We start from the raw sequence: 21204 nt of genomic DNA, 5'->3' as shown, positions 1-21204 counted from the left end.
TACAGTCGCGCATCGCGTTTTTTAGGAAAAGTACTGTCCATTCAATTATTAGAATGGCATATTTTCAGTTTAGGCTTGAAAAGAGAAACTCCCGAAGAATTTTATGATAGACCTTAAACCCTCCATCAATATCTGGCATGATTTTAAAAGTAACCAAATTGCTGGAATGTGGTTGTTCCTGGGGTCTCGTCGTTCCTTACAGATTGTGCACCCTTCAATTACCCAACTGATTATTTGGGGTATTCTCGGAGGCTGTACCAACTCTTTATATAGCTGGTTAGTGGCAGGTCAAGTTGGAGAGTTTAACTCGCAAGGTTTGATTGGTTACGCGCTTTGGCCCTTTATTGCCCTCATTGTGGGTATTTTCCTTTCACAACGTATGAACCAACCGCGTTTGATGTTGGTGCCTGCATTGTTGTGGTTAGTACTCGATACCAATATTTTGCTTTTACAATGCATCATTCAATATCTTGGCTCAAACGGTTATCTCAACTTTATTCCTGATAGTATTTATAACGGTTTCTTACCGCCATTATTTGTTGGGTTGTTTGTTTGGCAAAGTCTGGCTGTCATTTGGGTTTTTTCACGTGCCTTAAACTGGCCGTGGTGGGAACGTGCTCTAGTTTTTGTGGCAACCATTGCGACCATGGTGGTTTGGCAACTTTCAGTAAAAGATCAGCCGATTTGGAAAGTCGAAGAAACACCGCCTAGTTTTGCAGAAGATGCTTTCTATGCACAAAGTCATTTACTGGATAAAGCACTTGATCAAATTCAATATGGTGATATCGCCAAAAGCCATTGGTATTTTATGGGGGTGGCGGGTGATAGCTATGTGGATGTGTTTAAATCTGAAATTGAGCGCATAAGAGAACAGTTTGATACGCGTTTTGGAACATTTGGTCGTTCTATTATGCTGATTAATAATCCTGCGACGCGTTTAGAGGTACCAATTGCATCTAAAACCAGTATGGAGTTGGCTTTACGCCGTATTGGTCAGCAAATGAATCGTGATAGTGATGTGTTGTTTCTGTATATGACTTCACATGGCGAACGCAATCATTTTGAAATTGAAAATGCGCCCTTGGATTTAGGTCAAGTTGATCCAAAATGGTTAAGAGAAACACTAGATAAATCTGGAATTCGTTGGCGTGTGATCGTGATTTCAGCTTGTTATTCAGGTAGCTTTATTCCAGCATTACAATCACCAGATACTTTAATTATTACGGCTTCTGCTGCGGATAAAACCTCGTTTGGCTGTAATAATGAAGCAGACTATACTTATTTTGGTCGAGCATTCTTTGATTTGGCAATGCGTGAACAATATTCAATGAAAAAAGCGTTTGAGCAAGCCAAACAAACGGTGACTAAGTGGGAGGTGGCACAAGGTGTAGAGCCTTCTGAACCACAATGGTCAATGGGACGTAATATGGAACTCATGCTACCGCAGCTGGAGCCGTATTTGTTCCCATCACAGAATATAGCAACCACAGATATTACAAAAACACAGGATGATGAACATGCAGCTACTGCAAAAAAATCGTTGTTTTGAAGGCGAGCAACGGATTTATCAGCTTGAATCTCAACATCTGAAAGGGACGAGCAAGGTTGGGGTATATTTGCCACCTGCTGCCTTAGAAGGAAAAGCATGTTCAGCCTTGTTTTATCTTGCGGGTTTAACCTGTACTGAAGATACCTTCGCCATCAAAGCACATGCCCAACGGATGGCTGCTCGATTAAGTTTGATTTTGATTACGCCTGATACTTCTCCACGCGGTGAGGGTGTTGCACAAGGGGATCATTGGGATATTGGACAGGGAGCAGGTTTTTATATCAATGCGACGCAACAGCCTTGGGCAGAGCATTACCAAATGGAATCTTATTTGGTAGATGAACTGTATGCCCATGTACTACAAGCGTTTCCAATCATCGAAAGTCAAATTGGTATCTTTGGACATTCGATGGGGGGGCATGGTGCTTTGACCTTGGCATTTAAATATCCTGACCAATTTAAATCAGTTTCTGCTTTTGCGCCGATTTGTGCACCAAGTATTTGTCCTTGGGGTGAAAAGGCATTTAGCCAATATCTAGGAGCAGATCAACAACAATGGTTAGCGCATGATGCGACGGCATTGGTTCAACAAAATGGCCGAATTTTCGATGAGATTTTGATTGATCAAGGTATAGATGATCAGTTTTATGATCAATTAAACCCTGAAAAGTTTAAACAGGCCTGTTTGGATGTTGGGCAACATCTGACTTTACGTTTACATAAGGGGTATGACCACGGTTATTACTTTATTCAAAGTTTTATTGATGACCACTTACAGTTCCATGCCATACAACTGGAAAAAGTTGCAGGTTAAAAAAAAGAAGCTCATATGAGCTTCTTTTTTAATGATGCTGCCATTCCACAATAAACTCTTGTTGTGCCATACGATTTAAATGATCAATAACCACCTGTTCTAGACGAACAACATCTTCTTGCTGATTTTCAATCAGCACATCTAAGTGCTGTTCATGTGGCGTAAGCGTCACGGTTGCTGTCGGCATGAAAATTTTTGAATGCAGCTCAGTTTCTGATACTTCAAATTTATGCTTCCAGTGATTCACTAAACGTTTACTGATCCGTTTTCCTTCATTTGTGGTGATTTTAGTGCTGCTATTGGTCATTCAAAGTCGTCCTCTTGTTCTAACGATTAACATAGCAAAGCTTGCAAGAGATAAAAATAGTCTAGATGCAACGTGGTGTTGCAAGTTTGCAATGCCGTAATAATGACTTTGTAACAGACTTAGGCGGTCTAAGTTTGTTATAATCAAGGCATTATTTTCTCAGAGTTTGCCAGGTCGTCCATGTCCAAGCCTTATTTAATTGCGCCTTCGATTTTATCTGCTGATTTTGCACGTTTAGGTGAAGATGTAGAAAAAGTTCTAGCTGCAGGTGCAGACGTTGTACATTTTGATGTGATGGACAACCACTATGTACCTAACCTGACTTTTGGTGCAGGGGTATGTAAGGCACTGAAAAACTATGGCATCAAAGCGCCGATTGATGTGCATCTAATGGTTTCACCTGTTGATCGTATGATCGGTGATTTCTTAGAAGCCGGTGCAGATATTATTACCTTCCACCCAGAAGCAACGGATCATATTGATCGCTCGTTACAGTTGATTAAGGCCGGTGGCGCCAAAGCAGGTTTGGTGTTCAATCCTGCAACGCCGTTGCACTATCTTGATTATGTATTGGATAAAGTAGACCAAATTCTATTGATGAGTGTAAACCCAGGCTTTGGTGGGCAGAAATTCATTCCAATGACTTTGGAAAAGCTTCGTCAAGCACGCAAAATTATTGATGCGAGTGGTCGTGATATTCGTTTAGAGGTTGATGGTGGCGTAGGTCCAGCAAATATCCGTGAAATTGCCGAAGCAGGTGCCGATATGTTCGTTGCAGGTTCAGCGATTTTTGGTCAACCCGATTATAAAACTGTGATTGATCAAATGCGTGCAGAGTTGGCACAAGTTGGTGCAAAAGAAGTTTAGTATTTTCATTCTATTTTTCACATACTCTTGTGGATAACTTTGTTTATAACTCGGTGGATAACCGTGTTGATAACCAGGTGGATAAGATGTTGTTAAAATAAACAAAATGATTTCAGTTGTTTATATTCACAACAAAATGATGAAAAAAGGACAAGTTTTTGTCCTTTTTTTGTGCATTAACTTCTTCATTTTGCTTTATTTTTGCCCACTGATGTCGAAGTGGCGATTTGTTTGATAAAACAGCAGTTTGTGGCAGCTTGGCGATGAATTTATCGAAATTCAAACACACAGATCATTGTGTATAACCACAAAAGAAATTATGCTAAGCAGACTAAATTAATTTTTAATGATTGAAACAAGGAACATTAAGTGCAACTGCGCAAGCAATACAAACATCTGTGGTTTGTATTCCTGATGATATTTTTCATCGGGGGAAGCAGTGTGGCTGTTGCAGCAGTTCAAACCCTTCAATCTGATCAAACGACATCTACAACACTTCAAACCATGTCTTGTCATGACCAGCAAATGATGGATCAACATCATCAAATGCCATATGCCCATTCGGGTAATTCTGTGAAATGTCATGAGGGAATGGTGCAAGATAGTGTGCATTGTCAGGACTGCAATAGTTCCTCACATTGCCAAACGGTTAATCTTGCTGTGGATCAACATACACCAAGTCTGTCCTCTTCACCCTTTCTAGAGCTCAGTACGCATATTAATACGGCCTATCAGGCTCGACATCTTGCTGGCTATTGGCAAGAGATTTTACGCCCTCCTAGAACCTGATCTGTCTTTACAGGCTGTTTCTCTATATCCCAGAGAAATGAGCAATTTGAAAAGTTAACAGATTAGGAAAAATATCATGTCCTCAAAAATATATGCTGGTGTCATTGCTAGCTTAAGCCTATTGTTTGCACCTTATAGTTTGGCTGCAATTAAAGAATATCACCTGAATATCAATCAAGGCACGGTGAATGTGACTGGCAAGCCCGTCAAACGCATCACTGTAAACGGTAAATTTATTGCACCGCTTTTAGAGTTTGAAGAAGGTGATGAAGCGGTCATTCATGTGCATAACCAGTTGAAAGATCAAGACACTTCACTGCATTGGCACGGATTGTTGTTACCAGGTTTGATGGATGGTGTGCCCGGTTTTAACGGTTTCAAAGGCATTAAACCGAATGGTAGTTTTGAATATCGTTTCAAAGTTCGCCAAAACGGAACTTATTGGTATCACGCGCATAGTAAAGGACAAGAGCAGGATGGCCTGTATGGTGCTTTGGTCATTTATCCGAAAGGCAAGCAACCTGTTGCTGCACATGAAAAAGCACAGCGTGATTATGTGGTGATGTTGTCGGATTTCCATGAAACGGAAAGTGACAAGATCATGGCCAATCTGAAAAAGTCTGCTGAACATTATCAGGACCAACGTGAAACAGTGGGCGATGTGTGGAGACAGGTGAAGCAGCAAGGCCTAAAAGCAACTTGGCAAGACCGCTCGATGTGGAATCAGATGCGAATGCTGAAAACAGACTTGTCTGATGTCACGGGCTATACCTATTTAGTCAATGGTCAGACACCACAGCAGAATTGGACGGGCGCTTTTAATGCAGGTGAAAAGGTTCGTTTGCGTTTTATCAATGCTTCAGCAATGTCTTTTTTTGATGTACGTATTCCAAACTTAAAAATGACTGTGGTCAGTGCCGATGGTCAGCCTGTGAAGCCTGTTCCAGTGGATGAGTTCCGAATTGGTACAGCGGAAACCTATGATGTGTTGGTAGAACCTACACAGGCTCATTACCAAATTGAAGCTGAGTCAATTGACCGTTCTGGATTTGCAATTGCTTCATTGCACAATAGCATGACTCCGAATACGCAAAAGGTTCAGATCCCTAAAGCACGTCCACGTGCACTATTGACGATGGAAGATATGGGCATGGATCATGTTTCGCATGGTCAGATGGATATGAGCAAAATGGATCATGGCTCAGATCAGCAAATGAAGATGACCAATATGGACCATAGTCAGCATCAGATGCCACAAGACAAAGCTCAGCTTGCACCGATGCAACAAGTAGCGATGGACCATAGTTCACATGGAAAAATGGACATGTCGAAAATGGATCATAGCTCGCATGAGCAAATGAACATGGCAGATATGGACCACAGTGCACATGCTCAGATGGACGTGTCTGCTCCAGTAAGCTCAGATCATAGCCAACACCAGATGGCGGCTTCTCCTGAAAAAGGAAATTCAGATACCGTGCAAGGCTGGGCCAATGCGGCAACGCCAGCAGGTCAGAAAGCCTTAACGTATGCCGACCTGCAATCATTGCAACCCCAACCAGAAAAGTATAGTCGTCCAGCAGAGCGTGAACTGGTGATTCGTCTGGGGGGAACGATGGAGCGTTATATCTGGACCATTGATGGCAAGAAATTTAGCGATCCTGACTTTAAGCCGTTAACCGTCCGTTATGGTGAGCGAATTCGTCTCAAGTTTGTCAATGACAGCATGATGGCTCATCCAATGCATTTACACGGCATGTTTATGCAGTTGGAAAATGGTCAGGCTCCACAAGATATGCCAAATAAGCATACCGTTATTGTACCGCCAGGCAAGACCGTTACAGCTCTATTGACTGCGGATGAACTAGGCGAATGGGCAATTCATTGTCATCTGCTGTATCACATGAGTGCAGGAATGATGAGTAAGTTGATTGTTGCCAATGTTGATGAAAATAAAGCAGTACCAGCAGCACCTGTTCAATCTTCACAAGGAGTGAGCCATGCAAATCACTAAGCTATCTTCGAAAATGAAGCGTTATACGCAATTACTGGCGATGGGTGGTGTGGTTAGTTCTTTGAGTGCATTTGCGTATGCACATGAAGGACATGATCAGATGATGCAAATGGATATGCCAGCCCAATCTAGTATACCAATGAATACTTCTATGGATCATTCGCAACATCAGAATTCAACTGTTTCTATGCAGACACAAAATAAAGATGAACATGCTGACCATTATAAGGAGCATGGTGGGCAAATCTATCAAGCGACGCAGCTCGATACACAATGGTTGCTTGATGAAGACGGGCAGGGCACGCTCAAGTCCAAATTAAAAACTTGGGTGGGAACCGATGAAAATAAATTATTCATCACTGCGGACTATGCCAAGGCTGAATCAGAAAAATCGGAGCAAAGTCTTGCTGCACTCTATAGTCGTAATGTTGCTGACTTCTGGGATGTACAGGCAGGTGTGAATTACCGTTATAACGCTGAGCGTGAGTTGGACAAAGAACAATTCGAAGGTGTTGTCGGTTTACATGGTATGGCACCTTATTTCTTTGAAACAGATGCGCATGTTTATTTCGGACAGGATCAGCAATGGCGCTTTGTATTGGAAACTGAGCGTGATTTATTATTGACTCAAAAGTTGATTATGCAGCCTTATCTGGAAATGGAATGGGTACTGCGGGATGAATCCAAGTATGCTGCTAAAACAGGTCTTGCTGATGCTGAAGTGGGGATTAAAACCCGTTATGAAATCGTCAAGAACCGAGTCATGCCTTTTATTGATGTTGGTTATGGCTATAGTAAAGGACGTAAAGAGACTAATTGGCAAACCGCTAGTGACTCTAAAACGGGTTGGGTCTATGGTGCTGGCCTTTCGCTAAAGTTCTGATATTTTGTTTAAAAGGTCATTTTTTCGAGATACTGTTGGTTTATACTAACAGTATCTTTTTTGAGTCATTCATGGTGCATAAATGGCTTTAGAACAACAACACAATGCAATAACAGATAAAACAAACTCGCATGCCCATCTGAAAGAAAAAACGGAGAGATCGTCTTTATCTCAACTTGAGCTGATTCCTGCTGATGGCAGTATGAATGTGAGTTTTTATTATATTCCGCATATGAGCAGCCCTGTAGAAGCACAGCGGGTGAGGAAAGCATTAATCCCTTTTTCAGAGCTATTGATTGAGCACTGTATTGATTTAGAAGCACGACATTTAGCACTTTATCATCAAGACCCTGTTTCAGAGGTTACGGCAGCATTGCAGCGTTTGAATCTTGGTGCGGAACTACAACAAACCATGCCGCATTATGAACCTTTGGAATTGGCTACCTCAAAACAACATGTCGCTCAGAATAAATATCAGCAGCAAGATGAAAATCTCTTAAGCCTGATTCAGCAGTTCTTTTCAACTGCTTTAGCGCGATTTAAGCAATGGATAAGAGCCTTGCAAAATAAACAGGATAAGTAACATGCCAAGATGGATGTATGGCTTGCTGGTGATTGCATTTGGTTGGATGCTGTGGACAAAATGGATTAAGCCTACACCTGATATCAGTCAGATTACGACTCAGCAAGGTGTGCAAGTTGTGGCATTAGAAAATTATGAAGGTTCATTCCGTGTGCTTTCCAGAGAAGACTATAACTTGGGGCGTGAAGCTGAGTTTTCTCCTATGGATATTGCCGTAGGTTGGGGTGAAATGGCCAATCCTCAGGTCTACAAACAGATTGATATTTCTCAAAGTAACCGTTGGTATCGTTGGTCTATCGATCATGAACCTCCCATTCCACTGCGTCAGATTGCAACACACAGTGCCAATATGCATCTCGTACCCGCCAATGCCGCAATTGCAGCACAAATGAAAAAAATTAAACAAGATGACTTGGTGTATTTAAAAGGCTCACTGATTGATATTCAGGCCAAAGATGGTTGGCGTTGGAAAAGCTCTTTATCTCGAGAAGATACGGGCAATGGCGCGTGTGAGTTGATGCGGGTCGATCAAATTGTCTGGCAGTAGTCGAATTAAATAAAGAACTTCATTTTTTCAAAAGCTTAGTCAATATAGATACAGAACAAATCACATATTTTTAAAATTCCACAGTACACTACCGCACCTAGGAGGACGACCTCCCTCGAAAGAATTACGTTGGGACGACCCAACACTCGATAAAGTTGAGCGTAATAAAATGGCATGGGCAATTTTAATTTTGGCAGGTATTTTTGAAGTTATTTGGGCATATTCCATGAAAATGTCTGAAGGATTTACCAAGTTAACGCCAAGTATCGTGACCATTGTTTTCATGATTTTAAGTGTGGTATTACTTTCGATGTCGATGCGGACACTTCCACTTGGAACGGCCTATACCATCTGGACGGGAATTGGTGCGATTGGGTCATTTGTTGTCGGCATTTTGATCTTGAATGAACCGATGACGGCTATGCGCATGATCGCAGCAGTCTTAATTGTTTCGGGTCTAGTATTGATGAAGTTATCATCAAATTAATGGTTGAGGAGAGCGTGATGCAACTGATGTATATGTACATGGATTCTCCTGTGGGTGCATTAAAGCTGGTTGCTCACGATAAGGCACTTGTCGCCGTGATGTGGGACAATGAAGACCATAAACGTGTGCGGCTTTCTGAATTGATTGAAGATCGTCATCATCTAATGCTGCATCGTGTCAAACAACAATTAGAACAATATTTTGCAGGGCAACGTCAGCAGTTTGATTTACCACTTGATTTTCAAGGCACTGCATTTCAGCAGCAGGTTTGGCAGGCTTTATTGAGCATTCCTTATGGGGAAACACGCAGTTATAAAGACATTGCCATTCAGTTGGGTAATGTAAAAGCCGTACGTGCGGTTGGGGCAGCCAATGGTAAGAATCCGATTTCGATTATTGCGCCGTGCCATCGGGTGATTGGTTCGAGTGGGGCTTTGGTGGGTTTTGCAGGTGGTTTGGATAAGAAGCAGATTTTATTAAATATTGAACAGAAGAAGTTTAAATAATTTAAAAGTTTGGCACAGCCTTATAAGCTAGGAATGAACCATAATGCTTTGTGTATAGGCATTCTTTACTTTTCAGGGATGAAAAGTAACAAAAATCCTTTGTTGGACAGAGGGTACATCCATGTAACCCCTGTCCAACGAGCGGCATCCATGCCGCATATCACGATAGTCAATGTTGAGTATAATTCTAAAAAAACTAACTTTATTTTATAAATTATCCATGTCGTTAATACTCGATTTTAATTGCCTTTTGGAATAAGCTTAAGCCTTTCATAACAAGTTGAATGGATATTTAAAAATGGCTGTTGGTGACGTAACAATGCCACTTATGCATGTGGTGCAGGGTGTAAAAATTGGCTCAACTGAGGCGTATGTACGTTATCCAAATCGACGAGATCTAGTCATTTTTGAATTTGCTGAAGGCTCAAACGTTGCTGGGGTGTTTACTCAAAGTGCCTTTGCTGCTGCACCTGTTCAATTGAGTAAAAAGCATTTGGCAGAAAACACACCACGTTACCTAATCATCAACACGGGTAATGCTAATGCTGCAACAGGTACGGTAGGCTATAAAAATGCAGAAGTGACTTGTGCCAAGTTAGCTGAATTAACTGGTGTTCAAGTTAATCAGATTTTACCGTTTTCAACTGGGGTGATTGGTGAGCAACTCCCAATTGAACGTTTAGTACAAGGGATTCAACCTGCGTTAAATGATTTAAATGCAGATCGTTGGGCAGATGCGGCATCTGGTATTATGACCACAGACACCACACCAAAAGGTGCATCTGAACAGTTCGAACTGGATGGTGTGACCTATACCATGACAGGAATTAGTAAAGGTGCAGGCATGATTCGTCCGAATATGGCGACCATGCTCAGCTTTGTTGCAACCGATGCTCCGATTAGTTCTGAATTGGTACAACGTTTACTGCAAACCACGGTTGAGCACTCTTTTAACCGTATTACCATTGATGGTGATACCTCGACCAATGACTCTTGTATCTTTGTAGCAACTGGTTTGGCAGGTGGTACAGAAATCCAGAATCAAGAGGATGCGCGTTATCAGCAAGTATTAGAAGTGCTTGCTCGTATCATGGATCGCCTGGCGCAATTGATCGTACGTGATGGTGAGGGTGCAACCAAGTTCATCACTGTTCAGGTAGAAGGCGGAGCCAATACTCAAGAATGTTGTGATGTTGCCTATAGTGTTGCCGAGTCACCGCTCATTAAGACGGCTTTATTTGCCTCAGATCCAAACTGGGGACGTATTGTGATGGCGATCGGTAAGGCAGGTGTGCCAAAGCTAGACAGTAGCAAGGTTCAGGTCTGGATCGGCGATGTACAAATTTGCTTAGATGGTGGTGCAAACCCAGACTATACCGAAGAAGCAGGTGCAGCAGTGATGGCAGAGAAGGAAATTACTATTCGTATTGATCTAGGGCGTGGTACAGCAAAAGACACGGTTTATACCTGTGATTTTTCTTATGACTATGTCAAAATTAATGCCGATTATCGCTCATAAATTTGCGTTATAATAAAGCCTCCACAGTGGGGCTTTTTTTATAAGCTGGTTTGTGGACGAGGTGATTTATCCCAAATGATCGCCCATTACCCACGTTAAAAGTTTGCAGTGATGCAAGCACGCAGGATAGAGAAGACGTTTTATGAATAATGCGAATTTAATTGCGAATGAAGCCAAAAATATTGTGCAGACGCATTTAGATCGTTTGGGTGAGCCTAAGGACAACAGTCTTAGCCCAGAAGTGAAACAAGAAAAGTTTGCCCAAATTGCAGCAGAGCTTAAAAAACGCAATGCTGTACTTGTGGCACATTATTACTGTGATCCTGACGTGCAAGAGCTTGCAGAGCTGACCGGTGGTTGTGTTTCTGATTCATTAGAAATGGCGCGTTTTGGTCGTGATCATCCTGCAACGACATTGGTGGTTGCTGGGGTTAAATTTATGGGGGAAACCTCAAAAATCTTATCACCTGAAAAAACAGTATTGATGCCAACATTGGAAGCCACCTGTTCACTGGATTTGGGCTGTCCTGTAGATGAATTTAGTGCATTCTGTGATCAACATCCAGATCATACCGTTGTGGTCTATGCCAATACTTCTGCAGCAGTCAAAGCACGCGCCGATTGGGTGGTGACTTCTAGCTGTGCGGTAGAGATCATAGAGCACTTAGATAGCTTGGGTGAAAAAATTATTTGGGCACCTGACCAGCATTTAGGTCGCTATATTCAAAAGAAAACAGGCGCGGAAATGTTGTTGTGGGATGGCGCATGTATCGTACATGAAGAGTTCCGTGCGCGTGGTATTGCACAGATGAAAGCGTTATATCCAGATGCAGCTGTATTGGTCCATCCTGAGTCACCTGAATCGGTAGTGGATATTGCAGATGCTGTTGGTAGTACCTCGCAACTGATTAAAGCAGCGCAGACCTTACCGCATAAGCAAATGATCGTGGCAACGGATCGAGGCATTTTTTATAAAATGCAGCAAGCGGCACCAGATAAAGAATTATTTGAAGCACCAACCGCAGGTGAGGGGGCAACTTGTCGTTCATGCGCACATTGTCCGTGGATGGCGATGAATGAACTTGATGGCATCTTGCATGTATTACAACACGCCGATCAAGAAATACACGTTGATCCAGCCTTGGCAGAACGTGCGAAACTACCTTTAGATCGAATGTTGAACTTTAGTGCTTCGCTAAAGCGTTAATATGCTTGTTAAATATACATTTGATAAGGAAAAATCACTTTTTTTAAAACTAGGTGTTGACGTGATGCAACGTCAAGCCTAGAATGCACACCGTACCGCACGATGTGCGATACAATAAAAGCTGAAAAGAAATCGGAGCATAGCACAGCCTGGTAGTGCACCTGGTTTGGGACCAGGGGGTCGTAGGTTCGAATCCTACTGCTCCGACCATTTAAAATATGTTGAAAAACATAGTTTTAAATATCGGCGAAGTATCGTGATAGTATTATCATCGTTATGCGCCTGTAGCTCAGTTGGATAGAGCATCCGCCTTCTAAGCGGATGGTCACAGGTTCGAATCCTGTCAGGCGCGCCATTTGGCAGCTTGGTATATAGAATCAAAGTTTTGATGGTGGATGTAGCTCAGTTGGTAGAGCCCCGGATTGTGATTCCGGTTGTCGCGGGTTCGAATCCCGTCATTCACCCCAATTTCGGAGCATAGCACAGCCTGGTAGTGCACCTGGTTTGGGACCAGGGGGTCGTAGGTTCGAATCCTACTGCTCCGACCATCATCTTAAAGATGAGATAAGAAGCCGCTTAGTTAGCGGTTTTTTTACGTCTGGATTTTTTCATATTTAATAAACATGATATTTATAACGCATTAGATGTATTACTTAAAATTTAAAAAATTATAAATGATTTGAAAATGCTTCTTCCTAGGTCTATTTATCACGCTGATATTTATGGTTTTCATCTATTTGAAATTATTTTCTTGGTAAAAAAGCTGATGAATAACATATCAAATATCTAAAACTAAAAGTTAGAAGAAAAAGAAGGATGTTGAGTTTCAAAAAATTGATGATTTATCGCAATTGGCTTGCTTGATTTGGCTATTGCGCTTTGATGATGATCCAGTTAAGTTGCTTATATTAATATGAATTGGTTAGACAACTACAACAGTATTTAAATGCCGTGTTCGGCATAATGCTTCCACTTTTTAAAAAGAAAAAACAGAGTATAGCGATGACAGAAACAGCTTTTGATTTTGTAATTATAGGTGGTGGTTCAGCAGGATCGGTACTGGCTGGGCGATTATCAGAAAATCCAAATATTTCGGTATGTTTATTAGAAGCTGGTGGTGATGGGAATAGCTGGTTGGTGAATACACCTTCAGCAGCGGTCATCAGTATCCCGACTAAAATTAATAACTGGGCTTTAGAAACCATTCCACAAAAAGGTCTGAATGGTCGAAAAGGCTATCAACCGCGTGGTAAGTGCTTAGGCGGTAGTTCTGCCATCAATGCGATGGTATACGTTCGTGGACATCACAGTGATTATGATCATTGGGCTGCTTTGGGTAATACAGGCTGGTCGTATCAAGATGTATTGCCATATTTTATAAAATCAGAACATAACGAGCGCATTCGCAACGAATATCATGGACAGCATGGTCCCCTCAATGTTAGTGAATTACGTTCAGACAATCCTTATCAAAAGACCTTTATTGAAGCGGCGAAACAGGTGGATTATCCACTGAATGATGACTTCAATGGCGCTGAACAAGAAGGGCTTGGGGTTTATCAGGTTACGCAAAAAAATGGCGAACGCTGGAGCGCTGCCCGAGGTTATCTGTTCCCATATTTGGGCACGCGTCCGAATCTACAGGTGATTACACAGGCCAGTGTTTCTCGCATTGTGATTGAAAATGGTCATGCTGTCGGGGTTGAATATAAACATAAAGGCCAAACCACGATTGTTCAAGCCAATAAAGAAGTGCTTTTATCAGCGGGTGCATTCCAATCGCCACAAGTGTTGATGCTGTCTGGTATTGGTCCACGTCAAGAGCTTGAAAAGCACGGCATTCCCGTTGTTAAAGATTTAGCAGGTGTGGGTGAAAACCTGCATGACCATCCTGACTTTATTTTTGCTTATAAGACCAAGCAAATGGATGGAACTTTTGGGGTGTCAGTGGGTGGAAGCCTCGATCTAGTCAAGCAGATTGGACGTTATCGTAAAGAGCGTCGTGGTTTGATTACCACTAACTATGCGGAATGTGGTGGTTTCTTAAAAAGCCGTCCTGAACTAGATAAGCCTAACTTACAACTGCATTTTGTCATTGCTGTGGTAGATAACCATGCTCGAACCATGCATATGGGGCATGGGATTTCATGCCATGTGTGTTTGTTGAATCCGCGTGCACGTGGTTCGGTCAAACTCAGTGGTAAAAATGTGGATGATCCATTGTTGATTGATTTTAAATTCCTTGAGGATGAACAAGATCTTCAGGATATGGTCGATGGCTACAAGGTCACACAAAAGTTAATGAACGCGCCTGCTTTAAGTGAAAAAATTAAAGAAGATATGTTTACAGCCAATGTACAGTCTGATGATGAAATCCGTGAGATTTTACGTCAACGTGTCGATACGGTGTATCACCCAGTCGGTAGTTGTAAAATGGGTGTGGATGAGATGGCAGTGGTCGACCCTGAACTGAAAGTATATGGCATAGAGGGGCTGCGAGTTATTGATGCGTCGATTATGCCAACGGTGGTGAATGGCAATACCAATGCACCGACGATTATGATTGCTGAAAAAGCGGTGGATTTGATTCGCCAAACTTGGAAGTAAGCTATACGTTATCGGAGCTAAGGTAGAAATATCTTAGCTCTTTTGATTTTCAGTGGAGTTGCGTGGCGTTTCCAGCATATGTGGAAAGGTAAAATTATAATTTTCCAGTGCATAGCGAAACAATTGAGCGGGGCATTTACGATTGTTATTCGATAATAAAAAAATCATTTGAGTCTAATTATTATAAATAAATGTGCAGTGCTGACTTTATTGCTGCGATATATTGATGTTTAGGTCATGGTTTTTGACAATTATCCTTGTCAGGATTGAGACATGTATTGTTTACTTGGCATTGCAGCAGGTCAAAGTGCTAAAAGTGAACAATGGGAATAAAACAAAAAAGGAAAGCATCCTATGAAATCTCTGATTTGTCATAACGCTGAGTTAAAACTAGAAGACAGTCTTCAATTGGTTCCTGCAAAAGGGCAAGTCTTACTTGAAGTCGTACGTTGCGGTATCTGTGGCTCGGATTTACACATGCAACATCACTGCGATCACATGCATGATTTGGCAGCACGAGTCGGGTTCAATGGAGTTGCAAAGTCCTCTGATAAATTGGTTTTCGGTCATGAGTTCTGCGGTAAAGTTTTGGATTATGGTCCAAAAACACGCCGTAAATTGAAAGCAGATACTTTAGTTTGTGCCATGCCATTGTTAAATGTTGATCCGCAAGGTTATGTGCCTACAGGGCTGTCGCCAAGTGCTTCTGGCGGTTATGCAGAACAGGTCTTGGTACAATCGAGTTTAATGTTTGAAGTGCCTAATGGCCTAGATGCGGATCGTGCTGCACTGACTGAGCCAATGGCAGTTGCCTTACATGCGGTACGTCGTAGTCGAATCAAGAAAAACGAGCCTGCCATCGTGATTGGCTGTGGCCCTGTCGGTTTGGGTGTAATTATTATGCTTAAAGCAGCAGGCGTTAAAACCGTGATTGCCAGTGATTTTTCACCGAACCGTCGTCGTTTGGCCGAGCAATGTGGTGCGGATGTCTTGATTGATCCTAAACAACAGTCTCCATTTGGTAGTTGGAAAGAGCTTGGCTTATTGGGCAATGTCTCTGAAGCAGTGAATATGGGCATGGGAATTTTTGATAAGGTTCAGACTTACTCATTACCGTGGGTGAACGCCATGCGCGTTGGTGACAAACTCGGGATATTACCGAAACGACCTGTAATTTTTGAGTGCGTGGGTGTAGCAGGAATCATGCAGCAGATCTTAGAGGGTGCACCGCTATTCTCACGTATTGTTGGGGTGGGGGTTTGTATGCAAAGTGACAAGATCGAACCTGCGTTGGCGATCAATAAAGAATTAGAAATCCAGTATGTGCTGGGTTATACCCCACTTGAGTTCCGTGACACCCTGCATATGATTGCGGAAGGAAAAGTTGATTGTTCACCATTGATCACGGGTGTGGTCGGTTTGGAAGGCGTTGGCAATGCTTTTGAGGCGCTACGCGATCCAGAGCAACATGCCAAGATTCTGATTGATCCAAAACGTGCAGGCGCAACGATTGAACTGATCAAGCCTTAATATCCAAGATTTTAAAAAGCCGCTTTGAGTGAAGCGGCTTTTTTATGTCAGAAAGCTTGATCCAGCTTGGATTAGAAACTTTTGGTTAATGACAGGGTCACGGTTGAATCAATCGGATTGGAGACTTTGGCGTTGGGATTGCCATTGCTGTATTGCTGATAAAAACCGTCTTTATCCCATGCTTTGCTATAGGTCAAACTGCTTGAAAGGTTATATGGCAGTTCTTTGTTGACGGCAAAACTGGCATCTTGAAAGCTTGCAGCAGAAAAGTTTTTAATGCGTTGATTACCATAATGGGCATCGACAGACCAACCTTGCGTAATCGGTTGATGCCAATTGACATCCAAATAGCCCGAACCACGTGAATGCTTATTGTTGCCGACGCCCAAAGTATCCGAGTTATTGCCGAAATAATCTTGGGTATAGGTAATCGCATATTTAACGCTAAGCGGCCCATAGCTGATCTCAGGGATAATTTCCCCATAATCAAAACGGGTATTGCCTGTATCCGCAGTGGTTTTTGCACCTGGATAATAGTAATAGGCGACTTTGGTGCCAATAGTTAAATCACCAAAACTGCGGCTATAGCCAGTATACACATCCCACTCGACCGAGGCATCACGAATAAAGTGATCACTTACCGTCGATGCCCAAGTGCCTGCATAAAAGCCGCTGGCATGGTTGTAATCCAGTCCACCTTGTAAGGCAGGTTTGCCCCAAGTTTGTTGAAAACCGCGAGAAACGTATTGGCTAGCCGCAGTGATATTGGCTGAGTAGGGTGAGATGGTTTCAGTGGCGTGGATGCTTTGAAAATAAAAAGCGAAAGGTACAATTAAAAATAAGGTTTTTTTCATCATTTCTCCCTGAATGAAGTAAAACCCGAAGCTTTGCTTCGGGTATCCCCTAAAGGAATTTCTTGCTTATTGTATTGGACGTAACGGTGCTTGACGTACAGGTGCTGTACCCGCTTTGTAATAAGCCGCTTCAGAACGAGGGAGTTTTTGACCACGGATTTTGTCGGCAATTTTTTCTGCGATCATAATCGTGGTGGCATTCAAGTTACCTGTAATGATCAACGGCATGATTGAGGCATCGACCACACGCAAGCCTTGTACACCATGGACGCGACCTTGGCCATCGACTACAGCCATCTCATCTTCACCCATCTTACAGCTGCATGATGGGTGAAATGCTGTTTCCGCATGCGTACGGACGAATTCATCCAGCTCTGCATCGGTCTGGATATGTTTACCTGGACTGATTTCCTCACCACGATACGGATCAAGCGCAGGTTGCGCCATGATTTCACGGGTGATACGAATCGCATCACGGAATTCACGCCAGTCTTGTTCAGTTGACATGTAGTTGAACAGAATACTTGGATGCTCAAACGGATCTTTTGATTTCAGCTTGATGCGGCCACGGGAAGGCGAGCGCATTGAACCGACATGCGCTTGGAAGCCATGCTCTTTTACTGCATTGCTACCGTTGTAGTTAATCGCAACAGGTAAGAAGTGATATTGGATATTCGGCCAGTCAAACTCTTCCGAGCTACGGATAAAGCCACCCGCTTCGAACTGGTTGCTCGCGCCAACGCCAGTGCCATTGAATAACCATTCAGCACCGATTGCAGGCTGGTTATACCATTGCAGTGCAGGGTAGAGTGATACCGGTTGCTTGCATTGATATTGCAGATACATTTCCAAGTGATCTTGCAGGTTCTCACCCACACCCGGCAAATCATGCACGACATCAATATCCATCGATTTCAGGAAGTTGCTTTCACCCACACCTGAGCGTTGCAAGATTTGTGGCGATGCAATTGCACCTGCACAGAGCAAGACTTCACGTTTCGCTTGTGCCTGTTTCATATTGGCTTTGTCTGCACCAATAATATATTCCACACCCACCGCCTGTTTTTGATTAAACAAGATTTTATTGGTGGTGGCATGGGTGACGATGGTCAAATTCGGACGACCTTTGGCTAGATCCAGATAACCACGGGCAGTACTTGAGCGACGACCTTTTGGGGTCACAGTACGGTCCATTGGACCAAAGCCTTCTTGTTGATAACCATTTAAGTCATCGGTACGTGGATAACCCGCTTGTACGCCTGCTTCAACCATGGCATGGAACAAGACATTGTTGCCATTTTTAGGGGTTGCCACTGACACAGGGCCTTTGTCACCGTGGTAGTCATTACCACCGATATCACGAGTTTCGGCTTTTTTGTAATACGGTAAGCAGTCTGCATAGGTCCAGTCTTCCAGACCTTTCATGGTTGCCCACTGATCCAAGTCCATGGCATTACCACGGATATAGCACATGCCGTTAATCAGAGAAGAACCACCTAAGCCCTTACCACGACCACATTCCATACGGCGATTGTTCATGTGTGGTTCAGGATCGGTTTCATAGGCCCAGTTATAGCGACGACCTTGTAAAGGAAAAGCCAAAGCGGCTGGCATTTGAGTACGGAAATCTAAACGGTAGTCTGGACCACCTGCTTCCAATAATAAAACAGTCACGTCTTTATCTTCAGTCAGACGTGTTGCGAGCACATTTCCGGCAGATCCTGCGCCAATGATAATGTAGTCATATGCTTGAGTATTCATCGTTATCCCTTTTTTCTATTCTTGAGGATGCCGATGCAATCATGGGATTGCTCGGCATTGAGGATTAATTTTGAGGGTGAAAGCTGAGGGCATTAGAAAATGCTGTGATACTCACCCAACTCAACTTGAACGGATTTGATACGGGTGTAATGACCCAAAGTGGTTAAGCCATTTTCACGACCAACACCAGATTGCTTGTAGCCACCGACTGGCATTTCCGCAGGCGATTCACCCCAGGTATTGATCCAGCAGATACCTGCTTCAAGTTGATGAATCATGCGATGTGCTTTGGTGATGTCTTGGGTTACGACACCTGCGGCTAAGCCAAAGGTAGTGTCATTGGCACGACGAATCACTTCTTCCTCAGTTTCATAGCTGAGAATGCTCATCACTGGACCAAAGATTTCTTCTTGTACAATTGCCATATCATCTTGGCAGTTGCTGAATACAGTCGGGAGTACATAAGCACCTTTGGCTAAGTCACCTTCAGTGGCACGGCCACCACCGATTAATAGTTTTGCACCTTGCTGTTTGCCTGACTCAATGAAAGACAATACTTTTTCCATATGCGGGAAACTGGTGAGAGGTCCGAAATTGGTTTGCTCAGCCATCGGATCGCCAATACGGATACGTTTTACTCTTTCTGCAACGGCTGCTTCAAAATCAGCAAGCAAGGCTTTAGGTACGAAAACACGGGTACCATTGGTACAGACTTGGCCTGAACTAAAGAAGTTCGCCATCACTGCGATATCCGCAGCACGGTCGAGGTTGGCATCATCACAAATAATCAGGGGTGATTTACCACCCAGCTCCATCGTGACTTCTTTCAAAGTCGAACCCGCAGCACTGGCCATGACTTTTTTACCAGTCTCAACACCACCAGTGAATGAAATTTTTTCAATCACAGGATGTTCGGTCAACCATTGACCAATGTCACGACCTGCACCTTGGACCACGTTAAATACGCCATCTGGTACGCCCGCCTCAGTATAGATTTCAGCAAGTTTAAATGCAGTCAGTGGCGTGGTTTCGCTTGGTTTGAAAATCATGGCATTTCCTGCTGCTAGGGCAGGCGCAGATTTCCACATTGCGATTTGAATTGGATAGTTCCAAGCACCGATACCAGCAACCACACCGAGGGGTTCGCGGCGGGTATAAAAGAAGCTTGATTCACGCAGTGGCACTTGCTCGCCTTGAATCGCGGTTGCAAGACCAGCGTAATATTCGAGTACATCTGCGCCTGTTACGATATCCACGGTTGAGGTTTCGCTATAGGCTTTACCGGTATCGAGTGTTTCGAGCTGGGCAAGTTCATCATTACGTTCACGTAAGATATCAACTGCACGACGTAAGATGCGTGAACGCTCCATCGCCGTCATCGCTGCCCAGATTTTTTGGCCTTGTTGTGCGCTTTGAACAGCCGCTTCAATGTCTTGTTGTGAGGCTTGTTGAAGTGTTGCGATCACTTCACCGTTGGCAGGGTTAATGCTGTTAAATGTTTTGCCACTGGTCGCTGCGACATAATGTCCGTGGATATATAACTGGTGAACTTGTGCATCACTCATTCTGTTTCTCCTGCAAAGGCTTGTTCGCAAATTGAATTTGCGTTTTTACATAATCGTAAGCAATGGAACGGGCCAGTTGGCTGTCAAACTCATCGTGACTACTTAAACTGCCGCGTAACCATAATCCGTCAATCAAAGCTGCTAATCCGCGAGCAGCGATGCTTGCCTGTTGTTTATCATCGACCAACATAAGAAAATAATGTTTCAAGTTGGAATACAGGCGTTGATCATTAATTCGTTGTAAACGTCCAAGTTCGGGAAGGTGCATACTGGCAGACCAGAAGTCTAACCAGACCCGCATGGCTTGTTTGTTGACCTGACTGATATCGAAGTTGGAATCAATAATGGCTTTGATCTGGCTTTCTGGATGCGAATCTGCTTCGGCTTTGTATTGGTCAGTCTTTTGACGCAAAACGTTGAGCATTTCTTGCATACAGGTATTGATCAATCCCTGTTTGTCACCGAAATAGTGACTCACAATACCAGTCGATAGTTCAGCCTTTTTTGCAATCTGTGCAATGGTGGTATTGGATAACCCCACTTCAGAAATTACATAAAATGCGGCGCTAATAATCTCTTCACGTCGCACATGCTCTGGTTTTACTCTACGCTTTGTCATGCTTATCCATTTAAAGCCCTGCCAAGGTGCTTTTTATTCAACATTTCTCGATGTAGAGCATCATAACATTTTTTTATCATACTTTTTATTGATTGAACGTTCAATCAATAAAAAGTATAATCTGTAAAAATCAATGAATTTTTGATTGGAAAGAATAGAAGTAGCGTAATAAATCAAAGATTCTTATGGATAAGGC

At 43.0% G+C, this 21204-nt stretch carries 19 protein-coding genes, 4 tRNA genes and 1 pseudogene; 18 read left to right on the top strand and 6 right to left on the bottom strand.

The window, feature by feature from the left end; genetic code table 11:
- Positions 1 to 103: 103 nt before the first annotated feature.
- Together GBI66_RS10730 and fghA are read left to right on the top strand one after the other, a co-directional pair.
- Positions 104 to 1549, top strand: coding sequence for a C13 family peptidase (locus GBI66_RS10730; RefSeq protein WP_151716069.1), 1446 nt, complete (start codon positions 104 to 106; stop codon positions 1547 to 1549).
- Positions 1518 to 2363 (top strand): S-formylglutathione hydrolase, encoded by an 846-nt coding sequence (gene fghA, locus GBI66_RS10725; RefSeq protein WP_151716068.1) that lies wholly within the window; start codon positions 1518 to 1520, stop codon positions 2361 to 2363. Before GBI66_RS10730 ends, fghA begins: the two co-directional genes overlap by 32 nt.
- Positions 2364 to 2391: 28 nt before the next feature.
- Here the strand turns inward: fghA and GBI66_RS10720 are convergent, their stop codons facing one another.
- Positions 2392 to 2670 carry a DUF2218 domain-containing protein gene (locus GBI66_RS10720; RefSeq protein ID WP_151716067.1) on the bottom strand — a complete coding sequence of 93 codons (279 nt, stop codon included), beginning with the start codon at positions 2668 to 2670 and terminating at the stop codon, positions 2392 to 2394.
- Between the two features lie 180 nt (positions 2671 to 2850).
- Between GBI66_RS10720 and rpe the strand changes: the two genes are divergently transcribed.
- From rpe to GBI66_RS10645, 15 genes are all read left to right on the top strand, one after another.
- A complete protein-coding gene (rpe, locus tag GBI66_RS10715) occupies positions 2851 to 3537 on the top strand; it encodes a ribulose-phosphate 3-epimerase (RefSeq protein WP_004804570.1) in 687 nt (228 codons plus the stop codon).
- A gap of 369 nt (positions 3538 to 3906) precedes the next feature.
- Positions 3907 to 4326 carry a hypothetical protein gene (locus GBI66_RS10710; protein WP_151716066.1) on the top strand — a complete coding sequence of 140 codons (420 nt, stop codon included), beginning with the start codon at positions 3907 to 3909 and terminating at the stop codon, positions 4324 to 4326.
- Between the two features lie 76 nt (positions 4327 to 4402).
- A complete protein-coding gene (locus tag GBI66_RS10705) occupies positions 4403 to 6340 on the top strand; it encodes a copper resistance system multicopper oxidase (protein ID WP_151716065.1) in 1938 nt (645 codons plus the stop codon).
- Positions 6327 to 7223 (top strand): copper resistance protein B, encoded by an 897-nt coding sequence (locus tag GBI66_RS10700; RefSeq protein ID WP_151716064.1) that lies wholly within the window; start codon positions 6327 to 6329, stop codon positions 7221 to 7223. Before GBI66_RS10705 ends, GBI66_RS10700 begins: the two co-directional genes overlap by 14 nt.
- Positions 7224 to 7305: 82 nt before the next feature.
- A complete protein-coding gene (locus GBI66_RS10695; RefSeq protein ID WP_151716063.1) occupies positions 7306 to 7806 on the top strand; it encodes a cobalt transporter in 501 nt (166 codons plus the stop codon).
- A gap of 1 nt (position 7807) precedes the next feature.
- The gene (locus GBI66_RS10690; protein ID WP_151716062.1) at positions 7808 to 8353 is read left to right on the top strand and encodes a hypothetical protein; all 546 of its coding nucleotides are present in this window, start codon (positions 7808 to 7810) and stop codon (positions 8351 to 8353) included.
- 169 nt (positions 8354 to 8522) lie between these two features.
- Positions 8523 to 8840 (top strand): multidrug efflux SMR transporter, encoded by a 318-nt coding sequence (locus tag GBI66_RS10685; RefSeq protein ID WP_004655532.1) that lies wholly within the window; start codon positions 8523 to 8525, stop codon positions 8838 to 8840.
- A gap of 17 nt (positions 8841 to 8857) precedes the next feature.
- Positions 8858 to 9346 (top strand): methylated-DNA--[protein]-cysteine S-methyltransferase, encoded by a 489-nt coding sequence (locus tag GBI66_RS10680; RefSeq protein ID WP_151716061.1) that lies wholly within the window; start codon positions 8858 to 8860, stop codon positions 9344 to 9346.
- Between the two features lie 298 nt (positions 9347 to 9644).
- Complete coding sequence (argJ, locus tag GBI66_RS10675) at positions 9645 to 10865, top strand: bifunctional glutamate N-acetyltransferase/amino-acid acetyltransferase ArgJ (protein ID WP_151716060.1); 1221 nt, start codon at positions 9645 to 9647, stop codon at positions 10863 to 10865.
- A 142-nt stretch (positions 10866 to 11007) separates the two neighbouring features.
- Entirely contained in the window at positions 11008 to 12072 is a 1065-nt protein-coding gene (gene nadA, locus GBI66_RS10670) for a quinolinate synthase NadA (RefSeq protein WP_005151304.1), read from the top strand.
- A gap of 133 nt (positions 12073 to 12205) precedes the next feature.
- Positions 12206 to 12282, top strand: a tRNA-Pro gene (locus tag GBI66_RS10665).
- Between the two features lie 68 nt (positions 12283 to 12350).
- A tRNA-Arg gene (locus GBI66_RS10660) sits at positions 12351 to 12427 on the top strand.
- Between the two features lie 36 nt (positions 12428 to 12463).
- Positions 12464 to 12539: transfer RNA gene (locus GBI66_RS10655), tRNA-His, on the top strand.
- A 4-nt stretch (positions 12540 to 12543) separates the two neighbouring features.
- Positions 12544 to 12620: transfer RNA gene (locus GBI66_RS10650), tRNA-Pro, on the top strand.
- 454 nt (positions 12621 to 13074) lie between these two features.
- Positions 13075 to 14679, top strand: a complete 1605-nt coding sequence (locus tag GBI66_RS10645; protein ID WP_151716059.1) for a GMC family oxidoreductase — start codon at positions 13075 to 13077, stop codon at positions 14677 to 14679.
- Positions 14680 to 14712: 33 nt separating this feature from the next.
- Here the strand turns inward: GBI66_RS10645 and GBI66_RS10640 are convergent.
- Positions 14713 to 14817, bottom strand: a pseudogene (locus GBI66_RS10640) (NUDIX hydrolase); the annotation flags it as partial.
- Between the two features lie 216 nt (positions 14818 to 15033).
- On the opposite strand from GBI66_RS10640, the gene GBI66_RS10635 reads away from it, so the two are divergent.
- The gene (locus tag GBI66_RS10635; protein ID WP_151716058.1) at positions 15034 to 16209 is read left to right on the top strand and encodes a zinc-binding dehydrogenase; all 1176 of its coding nucleotides are present in this window, start codon (positions 15034 to 15036) and stop codon (positions 16207 to 16209) included.
- Between the two features lie 71 nt (positions 16210 to 16280).
- On the opposite strand, the gene GBI66_RS10630 is transcribed toward GBI66_RS10635, so the two are convergent.
- The 4 genes from GBI66_RS10630 to betI all read right to left on the bottom strand — a co-directional run bounded on the left by GBI66_RS10630 (position 16281) and on the right by betI (position 21008).
- Positions 16281 to 17063 carry a TorF family putative porin gene (locus GBI66_RS10630; protein WP_005191336.1) on the bottom strand — a complete coding sequence of 261 codons (783 nt, stop codon included), beginning with the start codon at positions 17061 to 17063 and terminating at the stop codon, positions 16281 to 16283.
- 66 nt (positions 17064 to 17129) lie between these two features.
- Positions 17130 to 18824: a choline dehydrogenase gene (betA, locus tag GBI66_RS10625; RefSeq protein ID WP_151716057.1), complete on the bottom strand. Its 1695-nt coding sequence runs from the start codon at positions 18822 to 18824 to the stop codon at positions 17130 to 17132.
- A gap of 92 nt (positions 18825 to 18916) precedes the next feature.
- The gene (gene betB / locus GBI66_RS10620) at positions 18917 to 20389 is read right to left on the bottom strand and encodes a betaine-aldehyde dehydrogenase (protein ID WP_151716056.1); all 1473 of its coding nucleotides are present in this window, start codon (positions 20387 to 20389) and stop codon (positions 18917 to 18919) included.
- A complete protein-coding gene (betI, locus tag GBI66_RS10615; protein WP_151716055.1) occupies positions 20382 to 21008 on the bottom strand; it encodes a transcriptional regulator BetI in 627 nt (208 codons plus the stop codon). The genes betB and betI overlap by 8 nt, the downstream gene beginning before the upstream one ends.
- Positions 21009 to 21204: the final 196 nt, after the last annotated feature.

Source organism: Acinetobacter sp. TUM15071, from assembly GCF_008980925.1.
In the GTDB taxonomy this organism is placed as follows: domain Bacteria; phylum Pseudomonadota; class Gammaproteobacteria; order Pseudomonadales; family Moraxellaceae; genus Acinetobacter; species Acinetobacter dispersus.
This window is presented reverse-complemented; position numbering and strand designations above follow the sequence as displayed.